Consider the following 13,997-nt stretch of genomic DNA (forward strand, 5'->3'; position numbering starts at 1 on the left):
TAATTCATTTATTTCACCCCGTTACCTACCTCGTTTTGCAAAATTTCGTATCTCTATACAAACAGCACATACTATAGTATTCTATTACACAAAACAATCAATAAGAATAAATAATATAGGATTATAGATAAATAAAACAAATCTGACTACCAACACAATATCAACCTATTACAACTCCACCAGTAATTAAACGACCCGAATGAATACCCTGCCTACGAGCCGAGAAAAACTGATCTCCGTGAGCATAAGTACACATTCCGGCAACCTCAATACTCTCAAAAGGGATACCCGATTGAGTTAATAACAGCTCATTTGCAAACCACAGATCAACATGAAATTTTGTTGTATTAAAATCGTAATAACCAATATCATCAATCAAAAAACCAGCTTTAGCGAACTCATCAACCACCTCATTCCCCACTTCAAAATGGTCGGGCGAGATAGAAGGAGCTATTCCCGCTATCAATTTAGCAGGATCACTATTGTAAGTAGTCTTCATTATAGCGACAACTTTAGAGGCAAGCTTGGCAACCGTTCCTCTCCATCCTGCATGTATAGCTGCCAAAACTTTATGTACAGGATCGTATATTAGAATAGGCACACAATCGGCAGTACCAACACCAATGCAAATATTCTTCTGATCGGTTATTACAGCATCTACACCATGTAATAACTTCGCTTGTTCATCCTTATTTTTAGAAAGGAACTCTCTGTCGATAGCACAAACACCATCCCCGTGCGTCTGGTACGGAAATATTAGATTCTCAGAAGGGAGATTGAGCATAGAAGCCAATTGCCGTCTGTTTTCTATAACATTGTCAACATCATCTCCCGAATACAATCCTAAATTAAAGGATGCATAATTACCAGTACTTACCCCACCATCAATAGTGGTAGAGAAATGCAAAAGAGAGTCATAGGCATTAAGACTCTCAAATTGCAATAAGTTTGAATATCGTTTATGATCTATCATTTGATAAATAAAATATCACATCTTGTTTATTTATAAAAAATCCAGCTACGATATTATCTCGAGCTGACGAAAGACCGGAACTAATGACTTACTTTTTTCAGACAAATTATATTCTATATGCAAAGGCTTCTGCTTAATTGTAACCTTCTCCAGAAAACCCTAATCTTCGAGCTCCCGCAACAATGAATTGAAACGAACAGGTTCCAAGAATGCCAGACGCAATATTTGCAACTTCCACTTACCTGAAAGCATCTTCACCAACATCTCAGCAGGACAGGTTTTCTCATCTTCCATATTATTATTTGTAGCCATATTTCTGTGACTAATTGACTGATTATTGCATTTCTATCCAGCTTTGCAGTAAAGTTACAAATTAATAACAATCAAAACATTAAAAAGATGTTAGCAAGATAAAAAAAAACGAGATAATAGTTTTGAACCATTATCTCGTTTTTGTATATACTGAGGTTGCTGTATCAACAGCGAATCCTAGAATTATTTAACTGTATCGTCTTCTTCTCCTTCTCTGTAATAGAAATCGGCGTCAAAGTTAGGATCTTCATCATCATCCCATTCTTCTTCATAATCCTCTTCTTCGTCTTCGAATTCAAAGTCATCATCGTCATCATCCAATTCAACTGCTTTAATATCCAGTTTTCTATGAACAATAACATTGTCCGCAGCCTTGATATATTCACCATCCTTGTTAAGTTCAGACCAAAGTAAATCTTTTAGCTTCTGAAGATTCAAGCTAGTGAATGAAGATATAAATACATGAGGAATATCAGGAAGATCGGCACTTAGTGCTTCTGTCAGCTCCTCATCCAGCATATCAGCTTTAGAGATAGCCAGCACTCGGCGCTTATCTAACAATTCCGGATTATATTTTGCTAACTCATTCAACAAAATACGGTATTCTTCATGAATATCATCCGCATCGGCTGCAATAAGGAACAACAATAACGAGTTACGCTCAATATGGCGTAAAAAGCGAAGTCCTAAACCTTTACCATCACTAGCACCCTCTATAATACCGGGAATATCTGCCATCACAAACGAGCGATGATCACGATAACTCACAATACCCAAATTAGGCTCAAGCGTAGTAAATGCATAATTAGCAATCTTAGGTTTAGCAGTTGTCATTACCGATAAAAGTGTAGATTTTCCTGCATTAGGAAATCCAACCAACCCAACATCGGCTAGTACTTTTAGCTCCAATACAATACGGCGTTCCTGAAAAGGTTCGCCAGGTTGTGCATAACGTGGAGCCTGATTGGTAGGTGTTTTGAAGTGGTTATTACCACGTCCGCCCTTACCACCTTTCAACAAGATTATCTCTTGTCCGTCTTCCGTAATATCACACATATAGTCACCCGTCTCTGCATCATAAGCAACAGTTCCACAAGGCACATCTATAATTACAGTTTCACCTTTTTTACCGGAACATAATTTACCCGATCCACCGCCACCATGTCCGGCAAGCAAATGTCGTTTAAATTTTAAGTGCAGCAACGTCCAATAGTTACGATTACCACGAAGAATTATGTGTCCTCCATCGCCACCGTCGCCACCGTCGGGACCTCCCATCGGTATGTATTTTTCACGTCGAAAGTGAGTAGAACCTCTTCCACCCTTCCCCGAGCGACAGTATATTTTTACGTAATCTACGAAATTTGTATCAGACATATTATCCTTTCTTCTAAGGTCTCAGACCTATTTATTACTTTGGCAAATATAAGTAAAACAAACATTTATATCGAAACAATATTATGTTAAATACTTACTGTTGCCTAAAACCCTGAAACCAAGAACCGAGTTTGACAATAGATTCAAAACTCAATTCCTGGCCTCAAAAACTTAATTTATATCTTAATTTACTTTATCAATCACAGTCGAAATACGAGCAAATATATCTTCCACAGAACCAACTCCTTCTACAGAATACAATTTACCGTCTTTCTCATAAAGCTCTTTGAGTGGTGTGGTTTGATTGTAATACACATCCAATCGAGCTTTTATAGTTTCATAATTATCATCGTTGCGACCAGTTTCTTTACCTCTGTTCAAAAGGCGTTCGATCAGTTCCTCTTCAGGAACGTCAAGACTTACAACGGCTGATATTTTTTGTCCTCTTTGTTCTAACATTTCATTCAAAGCGACTCCTTGAGGAATGGTACGTGGAAATCCGTCAAAGATTACACCTTTACATTCTCCGCTTTTTGTTTTTTGATCAAATACACTTGCAAGTATATCAATCATCAATTCATCAGGTATCAATTGACCTTTCGACATATAGCTGTCAGCTAGCTTACCAAGTTCGGTTCCGGCAGCTTTTTCGGCACGCAATACATCACCTGTAGAAATGTGTGCCAATTTATACTTCTCAATAAGATTTGTGCTTTGTGTGCCTTTTCCTGAGCCGGGAGCTCCAAAAATTACAATATTCAACATTACTCTTTGTTTATAGTTTTAAGGTCTCAGACCTGTTTTATATTTCGAAAAGTAAACAACCAAAAGATCATATAAGACCTATTTTATTGCTTTAATCAGCATAAGAACCACAATCAGCTTTTATACCGAGAACTCTTACATTTACTTAATCTTGTAAATATCAGGTAAGTTACGACCATATCCGTCATAATCTAAACCAAAACCAACAATAAAGTCGCTAGGTATTTCCAAAGCAACATAGTCAATTTTAACATCGCACTTCAAAGCTTCGGGTTTAAACAACAAAGTAGCTACTTTTACCTCCTTAGGTTCTCCGCAAGCCAACTGATCTAATATCAGCGACATGGTGTACCCTGTATCTACGATATCTTCGATAATAACAATCGTACGACCTTTTATATCTTCTTCAAGTCCGTAGATCTCTTTTATTTTACCCGACGATTTGGTTCCTTGATACGATGCCATGCGCACAAACGAAATCTCGCTTGGTACGTTTACACGTTTCATCAATTCGGAAGCAAACATAAAAGAGCCGTTTAATATGCATACAAACAGAGGATCTTTACCATCAAGGTCTTTATTCATCTCTCCTGCAATTCTATCTACAGCCTGTAATATTTCTGTTTCTGAGATAAACAGCTCAAATTCTTTATCTCTTACCGTTACGCTTTTCATACTTGAATGCTTAAAACTTTTAAGCTTACAAAAGTACTATAATTAGATGAATGATAGCAATAACTGTTCCCTTTTTTTTCGGGAATACCTAATTTACGCTCTATCAAATAAATATTACGGTCTGCAACCTTTTCGAGATTGCTCTATTTGCAATAAATACAAGCTATCATTTCTTCTTGAAGAAGACTGGAGCAAAAATGGGAATAGTTCTCCAACTACCAGTCATTGGATTAAGCTCCCTCATTACCCCCGATTGAATACCAAAGCCATCAGTAATTTTAAATTCGGCAACACCTCCGTAATTAGTTTGAGGAAACATCCATCCATTATCGCCTCCAACTTTATTCATATTACCTCTGGCTGAATACTGCCCAAAGGTTATAACAGAAACATTATCGGTGAGTTCGAATCGAAGAGAGCCATTTACACCAAAATCGTAATTGGGATTCATTTGATAAAAATAACGACCACCGTATGTACCTACCGTTCCTCTCACACGATCGGAAAACTGATAATTATAATTAACATTAATAAGATTAAGAGAACCCAATGTTGGATAAGTTGTATTTGAACTTGTAGTAGATATCCAATCTCTGCCCGTTATTTTAAAATGCCCATAGGATTTGTAATCATCGGCAAATGGATTACCAACAGGATTTGACAAATATTCATGCATTGGACCTTGATAAAATTTACGGACAAAAAGATGCATATCTAATGTCTTCTCTTGCCCATCCGAGTTATTATCGATCCTATAATCAGACGACGAATTGCTATCAAGAGAGGGCCTCTTCTCGGAACCACCCGTACCCGGTTGTAATTTGTAGTTTAGCAGTTGCTCGTTCCTCTCTTTAATGAGACTTATACTATCTTTTTCTGACATAGCTTGCCCATAACAAATAGTAGTGAGCAAAGTAAATATTGCAATCAGTTGTGTTCTCATTCTAACAGTGTTTTAGTCAAACAAGTTTGTAGCCACTAAATTAATAAAAAGAAAAGATTAAAGAACCTTTTTCCAACTAAAATTACCAGCAATTAGTCACCTTAATAAAAGTCATTTGCAATAGAATCTTTACTACTTATTCTGAGAAAATCTTTTTATCATAGAAAACGCTAATTTCATCCTTCAAATACGACAATTCGTCAAAACCCATCGTTAAAAATCACTAAAAAAGTAGCAAATAGGAATGTTTTAGACTTAACTTTGGTCTAATAACAAATAAAAATCGCCCTATTATGGATAACATCGTAGAAGATTCGGACATAAAAACCTCAGCAAACTTTGTAACAGACCTCATTCACGATTTGCTTGAGAAAACAGGAATATCTGAAAGATGGATTGATATCCTTAATCTGATAATTATGCTGGTGGCAGCTATTATTATAGTATATGTGCTTCAAAAAGTAGTACGTATAGGTCTCACATATGTTTTCAAGAAAATAGAAAAAGTAACGAACCTCTCTATTTTTAAACATGCCGAGAAAAACAGGTTGCCTCACTTTCTGGCATTAGTTATACCTTATACTTTTATTATAAATACTATACCCATAATATTTGCCAACTACCCTACGCTTATAAAGCCCACGCTTAAAATAGCGGAAATATATATGGTATTTATGGTTATTTGGACTATCATGTCGATTATTAAATCGATGGCAAATGTTCTGCAAGAGAAACCAGCATTCCATAATAAACCAATGAAAAGTTATCTGCAAGTAATTCAGATCATCTTTTATATTTTTGGGGCAGTAGCCATCTATTCGATACTCACAGGAAAATCGGCAACCGCCTTTTTCACAGCAATGGGAGCAGCATCGGCGGTATTGATGTTGATGTTCAAAGATACCATCATGGGCTTTGTGAGTAGCATTCAGATATCAACCAATCAGATGGTAATGATTGGCGATTGGATTACCATGAACAAGTATGGTGCAGATGGTGATGTAATGGAAATAAATTTGACAACGGTAAAAGTCCGCAACTTTGATAAAACAATCACCACCATACCTACATACGCACTTATATCCGATTCGTTTCAGAACTGGAGAGGGATGCAAGACAGTGGAGGACGCCGTATAAAACGAGCATTTACTATTAAACAAACCGACATAAAGCCTTTAACGGATAAGGAACTGGACGAATTTGAAAAAGTTATACCATTGAGCTCCTACATAAAAAGCAAGCGTAAACAATATGCTAATCAGAACGAAGCTCTCAAGATCGATTCAAGTTCAATCATTAAAGGGTTCCAGATAACCAATTGCGACTTATTTATGCGTTATGCAACATGGTATCTGCGCAACAACCCCGAGATACATCAGGAGATGACACTCATCGTTCGTCAGCTAGCACCTTCTACACAAGGATTGCCTATTGAGGTGTATGCTTTTACCAATACCACCGCATGGTCTGAATACGAACGCATTATGAGCGAAGTGTTTAATCATCTTATTTCAAGCGTAAGCATATTCGGACTAACTGTATTTGAAGTAACTGCCGGAACGGATGGTTATGACGTAAAAATAGAACAAAGTCCAAAAGACAATAAAATCACTAATTAAATATTTTACTAACATGAGAAAAGTTTTTATTTTGTTAATGATGGCAGTAGCCTCATTTTCGATACAAGCAAAAGACATTTTACCAGAAAACGTACCAGCAAAAGTGAAGTCGTACGTTTCGAAACATTACTCTAAAGTAAATAACATCGAATGGGACGATAAATCTAAAAAAGGGTATTACGAAGCCGAATTCAGATACCAAGGCAGAGAAGTTGAATTGAAGATTGCCGATAATGGAACTCTGATAGCTTCGAAAGAGGATATTCTAATAAAAGACATTCCTTCTTTTGCTACCGATTACATCAAGAAAAATTACAAAGACGCACAAATCTTAGGTGCTAATAAAAAGTACGAAAACGGATCGACAACCTACTCGGTAGGTGTAAAGTTTATAAATGACAGAGGTCACGATCGTCACCGTAATATTGTATTTGATAGCAAAGGCAATCTTATCAAAAGATAACAAAGTACCGAATTCTAAAATTCGGATGATAAAAAGACCGACACTAAATAATACGTGTCGGTCTTTTTTCTTTATCACAGGTCTAATCTTTTCTTATTGCTTGAGCTCTACAAGAGTAGTAACCCGTTATCATTCGAAAGTATATCATGCAAATACTTTCTTTTACTTATATACATATCAATACCAAACATATCGAAGCCTAAAATAATTTTATTAGATTTGTATTTGGTACGAAATCAGAAAATACAAATATGAAACGATATTACATAGGACTATTATCACTGCTACTAGCGAGTGCTTTACCTGCTCAGAACACTGTAAAAATGAGTGCTGTAAAAAGTAATGACTTTGGTGTAGCATACAATTTACCAAAAACTACGATAGTTATAAAAGCCGATGCAACCAAAACAACACGCAAGGCTGGTGAATTTTATGAGTATGCCGAACGCTACCTCAACATTTCAAACCCTATAACTCAGAACGAAACAATATATACCATAAATGCTCTAACAGCAACCACAGGAGCAGTACCCGATAAGGATAAAAGCTATCTGGTTGAATTCAAAAGCGGTACAACTGCACCCTTTGTAACCCTCACTAAAGACGGACTCATCTGTGCAATAAATGCCGATGCTCAGTTTTCGCCCGTAGAGGGAGCTGCAAACACTGTCACAGAAGAGACAGTAAAAGCATTACCCAATCCTAATTCGTTTCTATCAGAAGAGACATTGCGTGCAGGCTCTAAATCGAGACAAGCCGAAATGGTTTCGAAACAAATATTTCTGCTTCGCGAAACCCGAAACAATATTCTAACCGGCGAGGCTGATAATATGCCCCCCGATGGCAATGCTTACAAACTGGTAATGGAGCGTTTAGATTCGCAAGAAAAAGCGCTGACTTCTATGTTTGCAGGAAGCGAAACAGTAGAAAGTCTAAGCAAAACATATACAATTGTACCTACAACAAAAGACATTAACAATCAGATAGTATTCCGATTCTCTAAGAAATTGGGCTTCGTAGATAGCGAAAATATGGCAGGTGCACCCGTCACACTAACCCTTATCAACAAAGAACCTGCGGGCGAACCTCCCGTACTTAGTCCTAAAGAACAAAAGGCTTGGGACGACAAGTTTGCAAAAGGCATCATCTACAACATACCTGCCAAAGCATCTATGAAAGTAGAGTTTGACAATAAAGCATGGGTAAACAAAGAAGTAGATGTTGTGCAATATGGCAAGCAAGAAGTGCTTATTCCTAAAATGTTCGAAAATAACAAACAACCTGTAAAAGTGATATTCTTCCCCGAAATGGGGGCTATCAAGCAAATTATACAGTAAGGGATTACACCCCCCCTTTATAGCTTTCAAAAAAACATAAAATTTAGACACTTGGGTTCAGAAAATATCGAGATAGAGCGTAAATTTCTCATTGCGGGAGATTTTAAATCACATGCTTATAAATCAGACAGAGTAGTACAAGGCTATATGGCTTCCAGTACAGGAGGACGAAGTGTACGCATCCGCATAAAAGGCGATAAAGGCTTCATTACCATAAAAGGAGGAAGCAGCGACTCGGGACTTAGCCGTTTCGAATGGGAGAAAGAAATTTCTTTACAAGACGCAGAACAATTGTTACAACTGTGCGATCCGGGTGTTATCGACAAGGTACGCTACCTCATCAAAGCAGGAAAACATACTTACGAGGTAGACGTGTTTCATGGAGACAACGAAGGCTTGGTGGTTGCCGAAATTGAACTTGAATCGGAGGACGAACCCTTCGAAAAGCCATCGTGGTTGGGAGAAGAAGTAACAGGAGACAAACGTTACTACAATTCACACTTAGTAAAAAGTCCTTATAAAACGTGGAAATCTGAATGATTGATATAAAGGTAAAGATACACGATAAGTTTTCTTTCGAATTCAAAATATCATTCATCGCCACTCGAAAGACAGTAGATGACGATGTAAATGAATTCAGTATCAATACATGGATGTTTGTACCCAATAATCTGGATATAAACCGATCGACCTATTCAAAAGAACAGTTTTATAAAGACACACAATCTAACGTACGACTTATTACCCCTATTTATGGGTTAAAAGACATATATGCTTCGGAAAACAGTCCGTTGAGCCGACTTCAAAAAGCTTTCGAAAACGAAATAAACAACCCCGATTCGCCTGAAAACATATCAGACTATACCTTTCAGATCAAAATGTTTTCGGCTATATTCAAGAGTGCATCTCGCGACAAAGCCTATCATATTGTAGAAGAAAAAGACGATAATAAAGTAGCCGAATTAGTTCGCGATTATATTCACGACGTATCCGAAATTGCCCGTCATTACCGAAAACTTGAACACATAAAGCAGATACCTTCCATTAGTGAAGACTTGCAACAGTATTTTTCGTTCGGCGACGATTTTATAGGCAATATAATTCAGCAACAATCTTTCAGGATAATGAGGGGGATCGAAAACCGATCGATATACGAAAAAGTAAAACCTCTGCTTCTGGCGCTAATCAATTCGGAGAACGAATACAAACGTAAGAAAAACTATTCGTTACTTGATACCACCGATCCGTCTAACAATTATCTGGTAGTAATGCGAAGAGGCATACTTAAGAAGTTCATCGAAAGCGATTTATTTCTTTATACCAAAAAGACCAAAGACGGAGCATTAGCCGAGCAGTTTTACTATGGCATTGCAGCCGCAGTATCTATGATCTTTGCAACTGTAGTATCTTTTTCGGCACAATTGCATTATGGCAATTTTACAACACCCTTGTTTTTTGCCCTTGTAATCAGCTATGTTTTCAAAGATCGAATCAAAGACCTCATGAGATACTATTTCAGTACTCAATTGGGTAAAAAATACTACGACACGAAACGTGAACTCGAAATACAAGACAAAAAAATAGGATGGACAAAGGAAGCATTCGACTTCGCTCCCGAATCGAAAGTTCCTGCCGAGATAATGAATATCCGCAAAAGAACACCTCTCGTAGAAGCCGAAAATAGAATCTACAACGAGCAAATTATACTCTACAAAAAGCTTGTGAACCTTTCGTCATCAGCCATCAAGAAATACAAAGGCTATCAGTTTGTAGGTATAAACGATGTTACACGCTTCAACCTTACGCACTTTATTCAGAAAATGGATAACGAATATGTACCCATTTATGTTACTGACGAACAGGATGGTTATATAAAAATGACCAGCGAGAAAGTATATGCACTCCATTTTATACTCCGCTGTCAAGGACACGAGAACCTGTACTTCCGCAAATTCAGACTTCTTTTCAACAGAGGAGGCATAAAAGAAATCACCGAGATTTACGATTAAGGTCTCAGACCTTCTTATACCTTCAAGAAAAGGCTACTCATGTTGGTATACTCATCACCTCCTTCAACAATATAGGTAGCAAATAGTTATCCTTTACCTCAACATAATGCGTCAACACACAGCTCAGATACTTGCCTCTCACCTTTTGCGTAATATAGTACACAGCCAACACATTACGACCTCCCGACATTAGTTTCGATGTATTTATTTTATATGTTATCCGTTTGGCAAGAGTGGGAACACCCTCGAAGATAACATTGAGTTCCTCTTCATGCATTATTTTATATCTGCCCGAATTATTATTGTTAGCAATCTGAATCAACGTATTCAATTCGGCTTCTTTCTCAGTCTTGAAAATTGACCACCCCATCTGACCAAAACTCGCACAATGCACATTATGTGGTGATACCCACTGACAGACATCTCCCAACATTATTTCTCGCCCAGCAAAGTCTATCTTTTCCGCAACCCAGCTATCCATCGTGTATTCTGATAATTGTCTCGAAAAAACAGCATTCATAAAAGCTTTCTCTACCAAAGAATCTCTTCCATTAGCCGATTGCAGAAGCACAACCATCATCCGATTGTCTGTTTCAGGCAAGAGATAACACAACTGAAAACCCTTTGCCTCGGGTACACCCTTTACCGTTGTATTACCTTCAATCACCCAATTTTCCCATTTTACATTCTTATCCGAATATTCTCTTTCAATATCGTTTAGGTGATACTTCTTTTTAATCTTTTGAAAACCCTTTTCATTAAAAGCGGCTTTCTCTTTCTGGATGGTCATAATATACCCATCCAATTCAAAAATCATATCGCTATTCAGAGATAACCCTCGCATATCGCTCAGAATATTCTTTTGAGAATATCCCATCAGAGGAATAAGAAATAGCAGGAGACAAATTTGTATTTTAGTCATATTTGAAGAAACAATAAACACCATATTCAAATTAGTAGAAATAGAGTACAATAATAGTGCATTTTCTTGAGACAACACTTGTCCTATTTTATAAAAGAGGTTATCGCGCGTCATTCATTATTTTGTATTATCCTCTGCTTAGATCAGAAAATAACCACACATAAAACAGACAATCCTTAACATCTAAAATTTAAGCATGAAATAATAATTTTAAACCACTCATTATTATCCACTTTTACATTACCATATCCCTTACTCCAAAAGAATACGTGTGTTAACATTTTTGTTTTTATATTCTTTTTCCTATATTTATACACATCAAATATATCAACACAAGTATTTGGTGTAGCAAACAACACAAAATTACATACGACACAAAATATACATCACAAACATTCAACACATTATGTTTTCACACAAAAGTTACCTAAAACTAGGCGAAGTCACGGGAACAGACTTTACATCATTAATCAAAAGCGGTTACGAACTAGACGATTTTGAATATGGTTTCCAACAAGGAATAGACAGCACAGGAAAAGCTGTAACCGAAGTATATGGCGGCACACTGAGCCTTACCATCCCCACATTACCACCCGATGCCATAGTCGAATGGGTATTAAACTCACGTAAGTACAAAAGCGGAGCAGTTATTATGCTAAACGAGCAGAATGAGCCTCTCGAAAAACTATTGTTCGAAAATGCAGCATGCGTTAACATGTCGCTCGATTATACCCAAAAAGGAAGAGCATACATCACCACCAAAGTTGTATTGCAAGCTGAAAGATTAATTTTTGACAACGGTTTTGACTTCGACAATTTCTGGACAAAATAAACACAAACATTTATGAAACTAAACATACCCAGTTTAGGCAGTCTCTTTCCACTAGTAGACAGCCATGTATCAGCCACCCTTGAGATAGATGGCAAAAGTTACGAGATAGAGCATTTCCACATCGGATTCTCACAAGAAGTAGATCACAAAGGACAGCCACAACACGAAACCAAAGGAGGGCAACTACTCATAACGCTTACTCAATCCGTGGAATTCAGTATCATAGATTGGGCAAAACGCACAGGCAGACACAAAGACGGGAGAATCTGTTTTAAAACCGAATCTTCGGGAACAGTACTCGACATCAAATTCTTTAGAGCGAGTTGTATAGGCTTAAAAACAAGAGTAAGCTCAACAGAAGGACTAAGGACAGAACTAATCTTAGCACCCGAAAAGTTAAGCTTAAACGGATTGACTCACGATAACCAATGGAGGAGCTAACCTATGCCCAATCACAATACAATATCAGAAGAAGATTTTGCAATCAAGCTACGGCATGCAATCAGATATACAGGCTATGTAGAAGGCGTGGGTTATGCTGAATGGCTTCCTGTGCCTCATATATCAAGTACGCCCGATTATCCTCACGATGGTAGGATGTTTTCACAAGGTTCTAACTTCGTATCCAACGATTACGCCCTGCTTATAACACCTGTTGAGCAAACCCTGAATGAAAAGGATGTATTGAAGTCAATCGTCCAAATCAATCCCGACGGTAGTAGACTTGTCAATATGGGAAAATCGGAAAAGCCCGAGGAACTATCACGATTAGGTAAAATTGATGTCAAAATAGACACCGTAAATCAACGTATAAAAATAACTACGCACAACGTCAACGGTGATATAGAAAACATGCAGACAACAACACGCTCTCTCACTTACACTTTTAGCCAATTTAAAAACGAATATCCTTTTTTCAACAAGAATATAACTTTTTCTACGGAGCAAAAAAGTTCTATCAACACACAGGAAGTACTGAGCCAAGCAGGTAAAACTGCCTATATTGCTGGAATAATTACCTCCGAAATCAACAGACACATGGGAAAAGTATCATATTTCCGTCCTATTCGTGATGGATGGAAAACTGTCTACCAAGCAAGTAGTAAATGGAGATACTCGATTATACCAGGAAACATGGCAAATAAGATAGCAAAAATGGCGAAACCAGTTGCCCTTGTCGGAGTTGCTATAACATTTACTTATGATTATAAAGGGTTTAGACAATGGCAGAAAGATTCAACGTCTAAAGAAGCTGTACATCCAGGCAAATTTGGTATAGATATGTTTTTTTCGGGTATTGGCTTTGCTGGTCCTGGGGGAGTCGTTGCTAGTACTATCTATTTTGGAGTTGATGGATTTTATCCTGGAGGATGGAAACAATACTTTATTGATCAAAGCGAGTATTATAAAGGTGACCCTTATATGTACCATAAATAAAACCTTTCAAAACTATTGTAAATAAATGTATCCTATAAAACAATTATATAAACTTTATTGTCTTTTTTTTTATAAGCTAGTTCGTTTTGTTCTCCGTTTAGACCAAATATTTGGCTCTATGAGTATGGAATGGGTTATGTACAGAGCTTTTTTTGCGATTTTCTTTATACAATTAAATTGGTATTTTGTATTATTGACAACTTTAGAAATAATTACAAGAAAGACAATTCCCGATTTATTTGAGGATCAATTAATATCAAATCTTTTTTTTATAGGTATAATTTTTGCCATTAATTATTTCACGCTTATTTATAAAAAAAGATGGTTTAAATA

The 13,997-nt window shown here is 37.0% G+C and carries 17 protein-coding genes; 9 read left to right on the forward strand and 8 right to left on the reverse strand.

Going from position 1 to position 13,997, the window contains the following annotated elements:
- Positions 1–160 precede the first annotated feature (160 nt).
- From pgeF to HGC4_RS00120, 7 genes are all read right to left on the reverse strand, one after another.
- Positions 161–973, reverse strand: a complete 813-nt coding sequence (gene pgeF / locus HGC4_RS00095) for a peptidoglycan editing factor PgeF (protein WP_087880132.1) — start codon at positions 971–973, stop codon at positions 161–163.
- Positions 974–1,018: 45 nt separating this feature from the next.
- Positions 1,019–1,126: a hypothetical protein gene (locus HGC4_RS19165; RefSeq protein ID WP_199327711.1), complete on the reverse strand. Its 108-nt coding sequence runs from the start codon at positions 1,124–1,126 to the stop codon at positions 1,019–1,021.
- A 6-nt stretch (positions 1,127–1,132) separates the two neighbouring features.
- On the reverse strand, positions 1,133–1,285 hold the full coding sequence (locus HGC4_RS18865) for a winged helix-turn-helix transcriptional regulator (RefSeq protein WP_199327688.1): 153 nt from the start codon (positions 1,283–1,285) through the stop codon (positions 1,133–1,135).
- Positions 1,286–1,468: 183 nt separating this feature from the next.
- Positions 1,469–2,662, reverse strand: a complete 1,194-nt coding sequence (gene obgE, locus HGC4_RS00105; RefSeq protein ID WP_050708081.1) for a GTPase ObgE — start codon at positions 2,660–2,662, stop codon at positions 1,469–1,471.
- Positions 2,663–2,845: 183 nt separating this feature from the next.
- Positions 2,846–3,427 (reverse strand): adenylate kinase, encoded by a 582-nt coding sequence (locus HGC4_RS00110; RefSeq protein WP_050708082.1) that lies wholly within the window; start codon positions 3,425–3,427, stop codon positions 2,846–2,848.
- Positions 3,428–3,568: 141 nt separating this feature from the next.
- The gene (gene hpt / locus HGC4_RS00115) at positions 3,569–4,102 is read right to left on the reverse strand and encodes a hypoxanthine phosphoribosyltransferase (protein WP_050708083.1); all 534 of its coding nucleotides are present in this window, start codon (positions 4,100–4,102) and stop codon (positions 3,569–3,571) included.
- Positions 4,103–4,268: 166 nt separating this feature from the next.
- The gene (locus tag HGC4_RS00120; RefSeq protein ID WP_050708084.1) at positions 4,269–5,045 is read right to left on the reverse strand and encodes a hypothetical protein; all 777 of its coding nucleotides are present in this window, start codon (positions 5,043–5,045) and stop codon (positions 4,269–4,271) included.
- 293 nt (positions 5,046–5,338) lie between these two features.
- Between HGC4_RS00120 and HGC4_RS00125 the strand changes: the two genes are divergently transcribed.
- From HGC4_RS00125 to HGC4_RS00145, 5 genes are all read left to right on the forward strand, one after another.
- Positions 5,339–6,664, forward strand: a complete 1,326-nt coding sequence (locus tag HGC4_RS00125; RefSeq protein ID WP_050708085.1) for a mechanosensitive ion channel family protein — start codon at positions 5,339–5,341, stop codon at positions 6,662–6,664.
- A gap of 13 nt (positions 6,665–6,677) precedes the next feature.
- Positions 6,678–7,127 carry a PepSY-like domain-containing protein gene (locus HGC4_RS00130; protein ID WP_050708086.1) on the forward strand — a complete coding sequence of 150 codons (450 nt, stop codon included), beginning with the start codon at positions 6,678–6,680 and terminating at the stop codon, positions 7,125–7,127.
- Between the two features lie 251 nt (positions 7,128–7,378).
- Entirely contained in the window at positions 7,379–8,464 is a 1,086-nt protein-coding gene (locus HGC4_RS00135) for a DUF4831 family protein (RefSeq protein ID WP_050708087.1), read from the forward strand.
- 51 nt (positions 8,465–8,515) lie between these two features.
- Complete coding sequence (locus HGC4_RS00140) at positions 8,516–9,004, forward strand: CYTH domain-containing protein (protein WP_050708088.1); 489 nt, start codon at positions 8,516–8,518, stop codon at positions 9,002–9,004.
- Complete coding sequence (locus tag HGC4_RS00145) at positions 9,001–10,473, forward strand: hypothetical protein (RefSeq protein WP_050708089.1); 1,473 nt, start codon at positions 9,001–9,003, stop codon at positions 10,471–10,473. Before HGC4_RS00140 ends, HGC4_RS00145 begins: the two co-directional genes overlap by 4 nt.
- A gap of 37 nt (positions 10,474–10,510) precedes the next feature.
- Here HGC4_RS00145 and HGC4_RS00150 read toward each other — a convergent pair whose 3' ends face one another.
- Positions 10,511–11,509, reverse strand: a complete 999-nt coding sequence (locus tag HGC4_RS00150) for a hypothetical protein (RefSeq protein WP_050708090.1) — start codon at positions 11,507–11,509, stop codon at positions 10,511–10,513.
- 292 nt (positions 11,510–11,801) lie between these two features.
- Between HGC4_RS00150 and tssD (HGC4_RS00155) the strand changes: the two genes are divergently transcribed.
- The 4 genes from tssD (HGC4_RS00155) to HGC4_RS18870 form a co-directional block, all read left to right on the forward strand.
- Complete coding sequence (tssD, locus tag HGC4_RS00155; RefSeq protein ID WP_050708091.1) at positions 11,802–12,227, forward strand: type VI secretion system tube protein TssD; 426 nt, start codon at positions 11,802–11,804, stop codon at positions 12,225–12,227.
- Between the two features lie 12 nt (positions 12,228–12,239).
- Positions 12,240–12,668: a type VI secretion system tube protein TssD gene (gene tssD, locus HGC4_RS00160; RefSeq protein WP_050708092.1), complete on the forward strand. Its 429-nt coding sequence runs from the start codon at positions 12,240–12,242 to the stop codon at positions 12,666–12,668.
- 3 nt (positions 12,669–12,671) lie between these two features.
- Positions 12,672–13,664 (forward strand): hypothetical protein, encoded by a 993-nt coding sequence (locus HGC4_RS00165; protein ID WP_050708093.1) that lies wholly within the window; start codon positions 12,672–12,674, stop codon positions 13,662–13,664.
- A 118-nt stretch (positions 13,665–13,782) separates the two neighbouring features.
- A partial coding sequence (locus tag HGC4_RS18870) for a hypothetical protein (protein WP_221406856.1) occupies positions 13,783–13,997 on the forward strand: 215 nt, incomplete at its 3' end.

The organism is Dysgonomonas sp. HGC4 (assembly GCF_001261715.1).
In the GTDB taxonomy this organism is placed as follows: Bacteria; Bacteroidota; Bacteroidia; order Bacteroidales; family Dysgonomonadaceae; genus Dysgonomonas_A.

Coding starts and splice junctions, on each gene's coding strand:
- obgE (WP_050708081.1), bottom strand. CDS start 2,662: ATGTCTGATACAAATTTCGTAGATTACGTAAAAATATACTGTCGCTCG.
- HGC4_RS00120 (WP_050708084.1), bottom strand. CDS start 5,045: ATGAGAACACAACTGATTGCAATATTTACTTTGCTCACTACTATTTGT.
- HGC4_RS00110 (WP_050708082.1), bottom strand. CDS start 3,427: ATGTTGAATATTGTAATTTTTGGAGCTCCCGGCTCAGGAAAAGGCACA.
- HGC4_RS00145 (WP_050708089.1), top strand. CDS start 9,001: ATGATTGATATAAAGGTAAAGATACACGATAAGTTTTCTTTCGAATTC.
- HGC4_RS00130 (WP_050708086.1), top strand. CDS start 6,678: ATGAGAAAAGTTTTTATTTTGTTAATGATGGCAGTAGCCTCATTTTCG.
- HGC4_RS00135 (WP_050708087.1), top strand. CDS start 7,379: ATGAAACGATATTACATAGGACTATTATCACTGCTACTAGCGAGTGCT.
- pgeF (WP_087880132.1), bottom strand. CDS start 973: ATGATAGATCATAAACGATATTCAAACTTATTGCAATTTGAGAGTCTT.
- HGC4_RS00125 (WP_050708085.1), top strand. CDS start 5,339: ATGGATAACATCGTAGAAGATTCGGACATAAAAACCTCAGCAAACTTT.
- HGC4_RS00150 (WP_050708090.1), bottom strand. CDS start 11,509: ATGACGCGCGATAACCTCTTTTATAAAATAGGACAAGTGTTGTCTCAA.
- tssD (WP_050708091.1), top strand. CDS start 11,802: ATGTTTTCACACAAAAGTTACCTAAAACTAGGCGAAGTCACGGGAACA.
- tssD (WP_050708092.1), top strand. CDS start 12,240: ATGAAACTAAACATACCCAGTTTAGGCAGTCTCTTTCCACTAGTAGAC.
- HGC4_RS00165 (WP_050708093.1), top strand. CDS start 12,672: ATGCCCAATCACAATACAATATCAGAAGAAGATTTTGCAATCAAGCTA.
- HGC4_RS18865 (WP_199327688.1), bottom strand. CDS start 1,285: ATGGCTACAAATAATAATATGGAAGATGAGAAAACCTGTCCTGCTGAG.
- hpt (WP_050708083.1), bottom strand. CDS start 4,102: ATGAAAAGCGTAACGGTAAGAGATAAAGAATTTGAGCTGTTTATCTCA.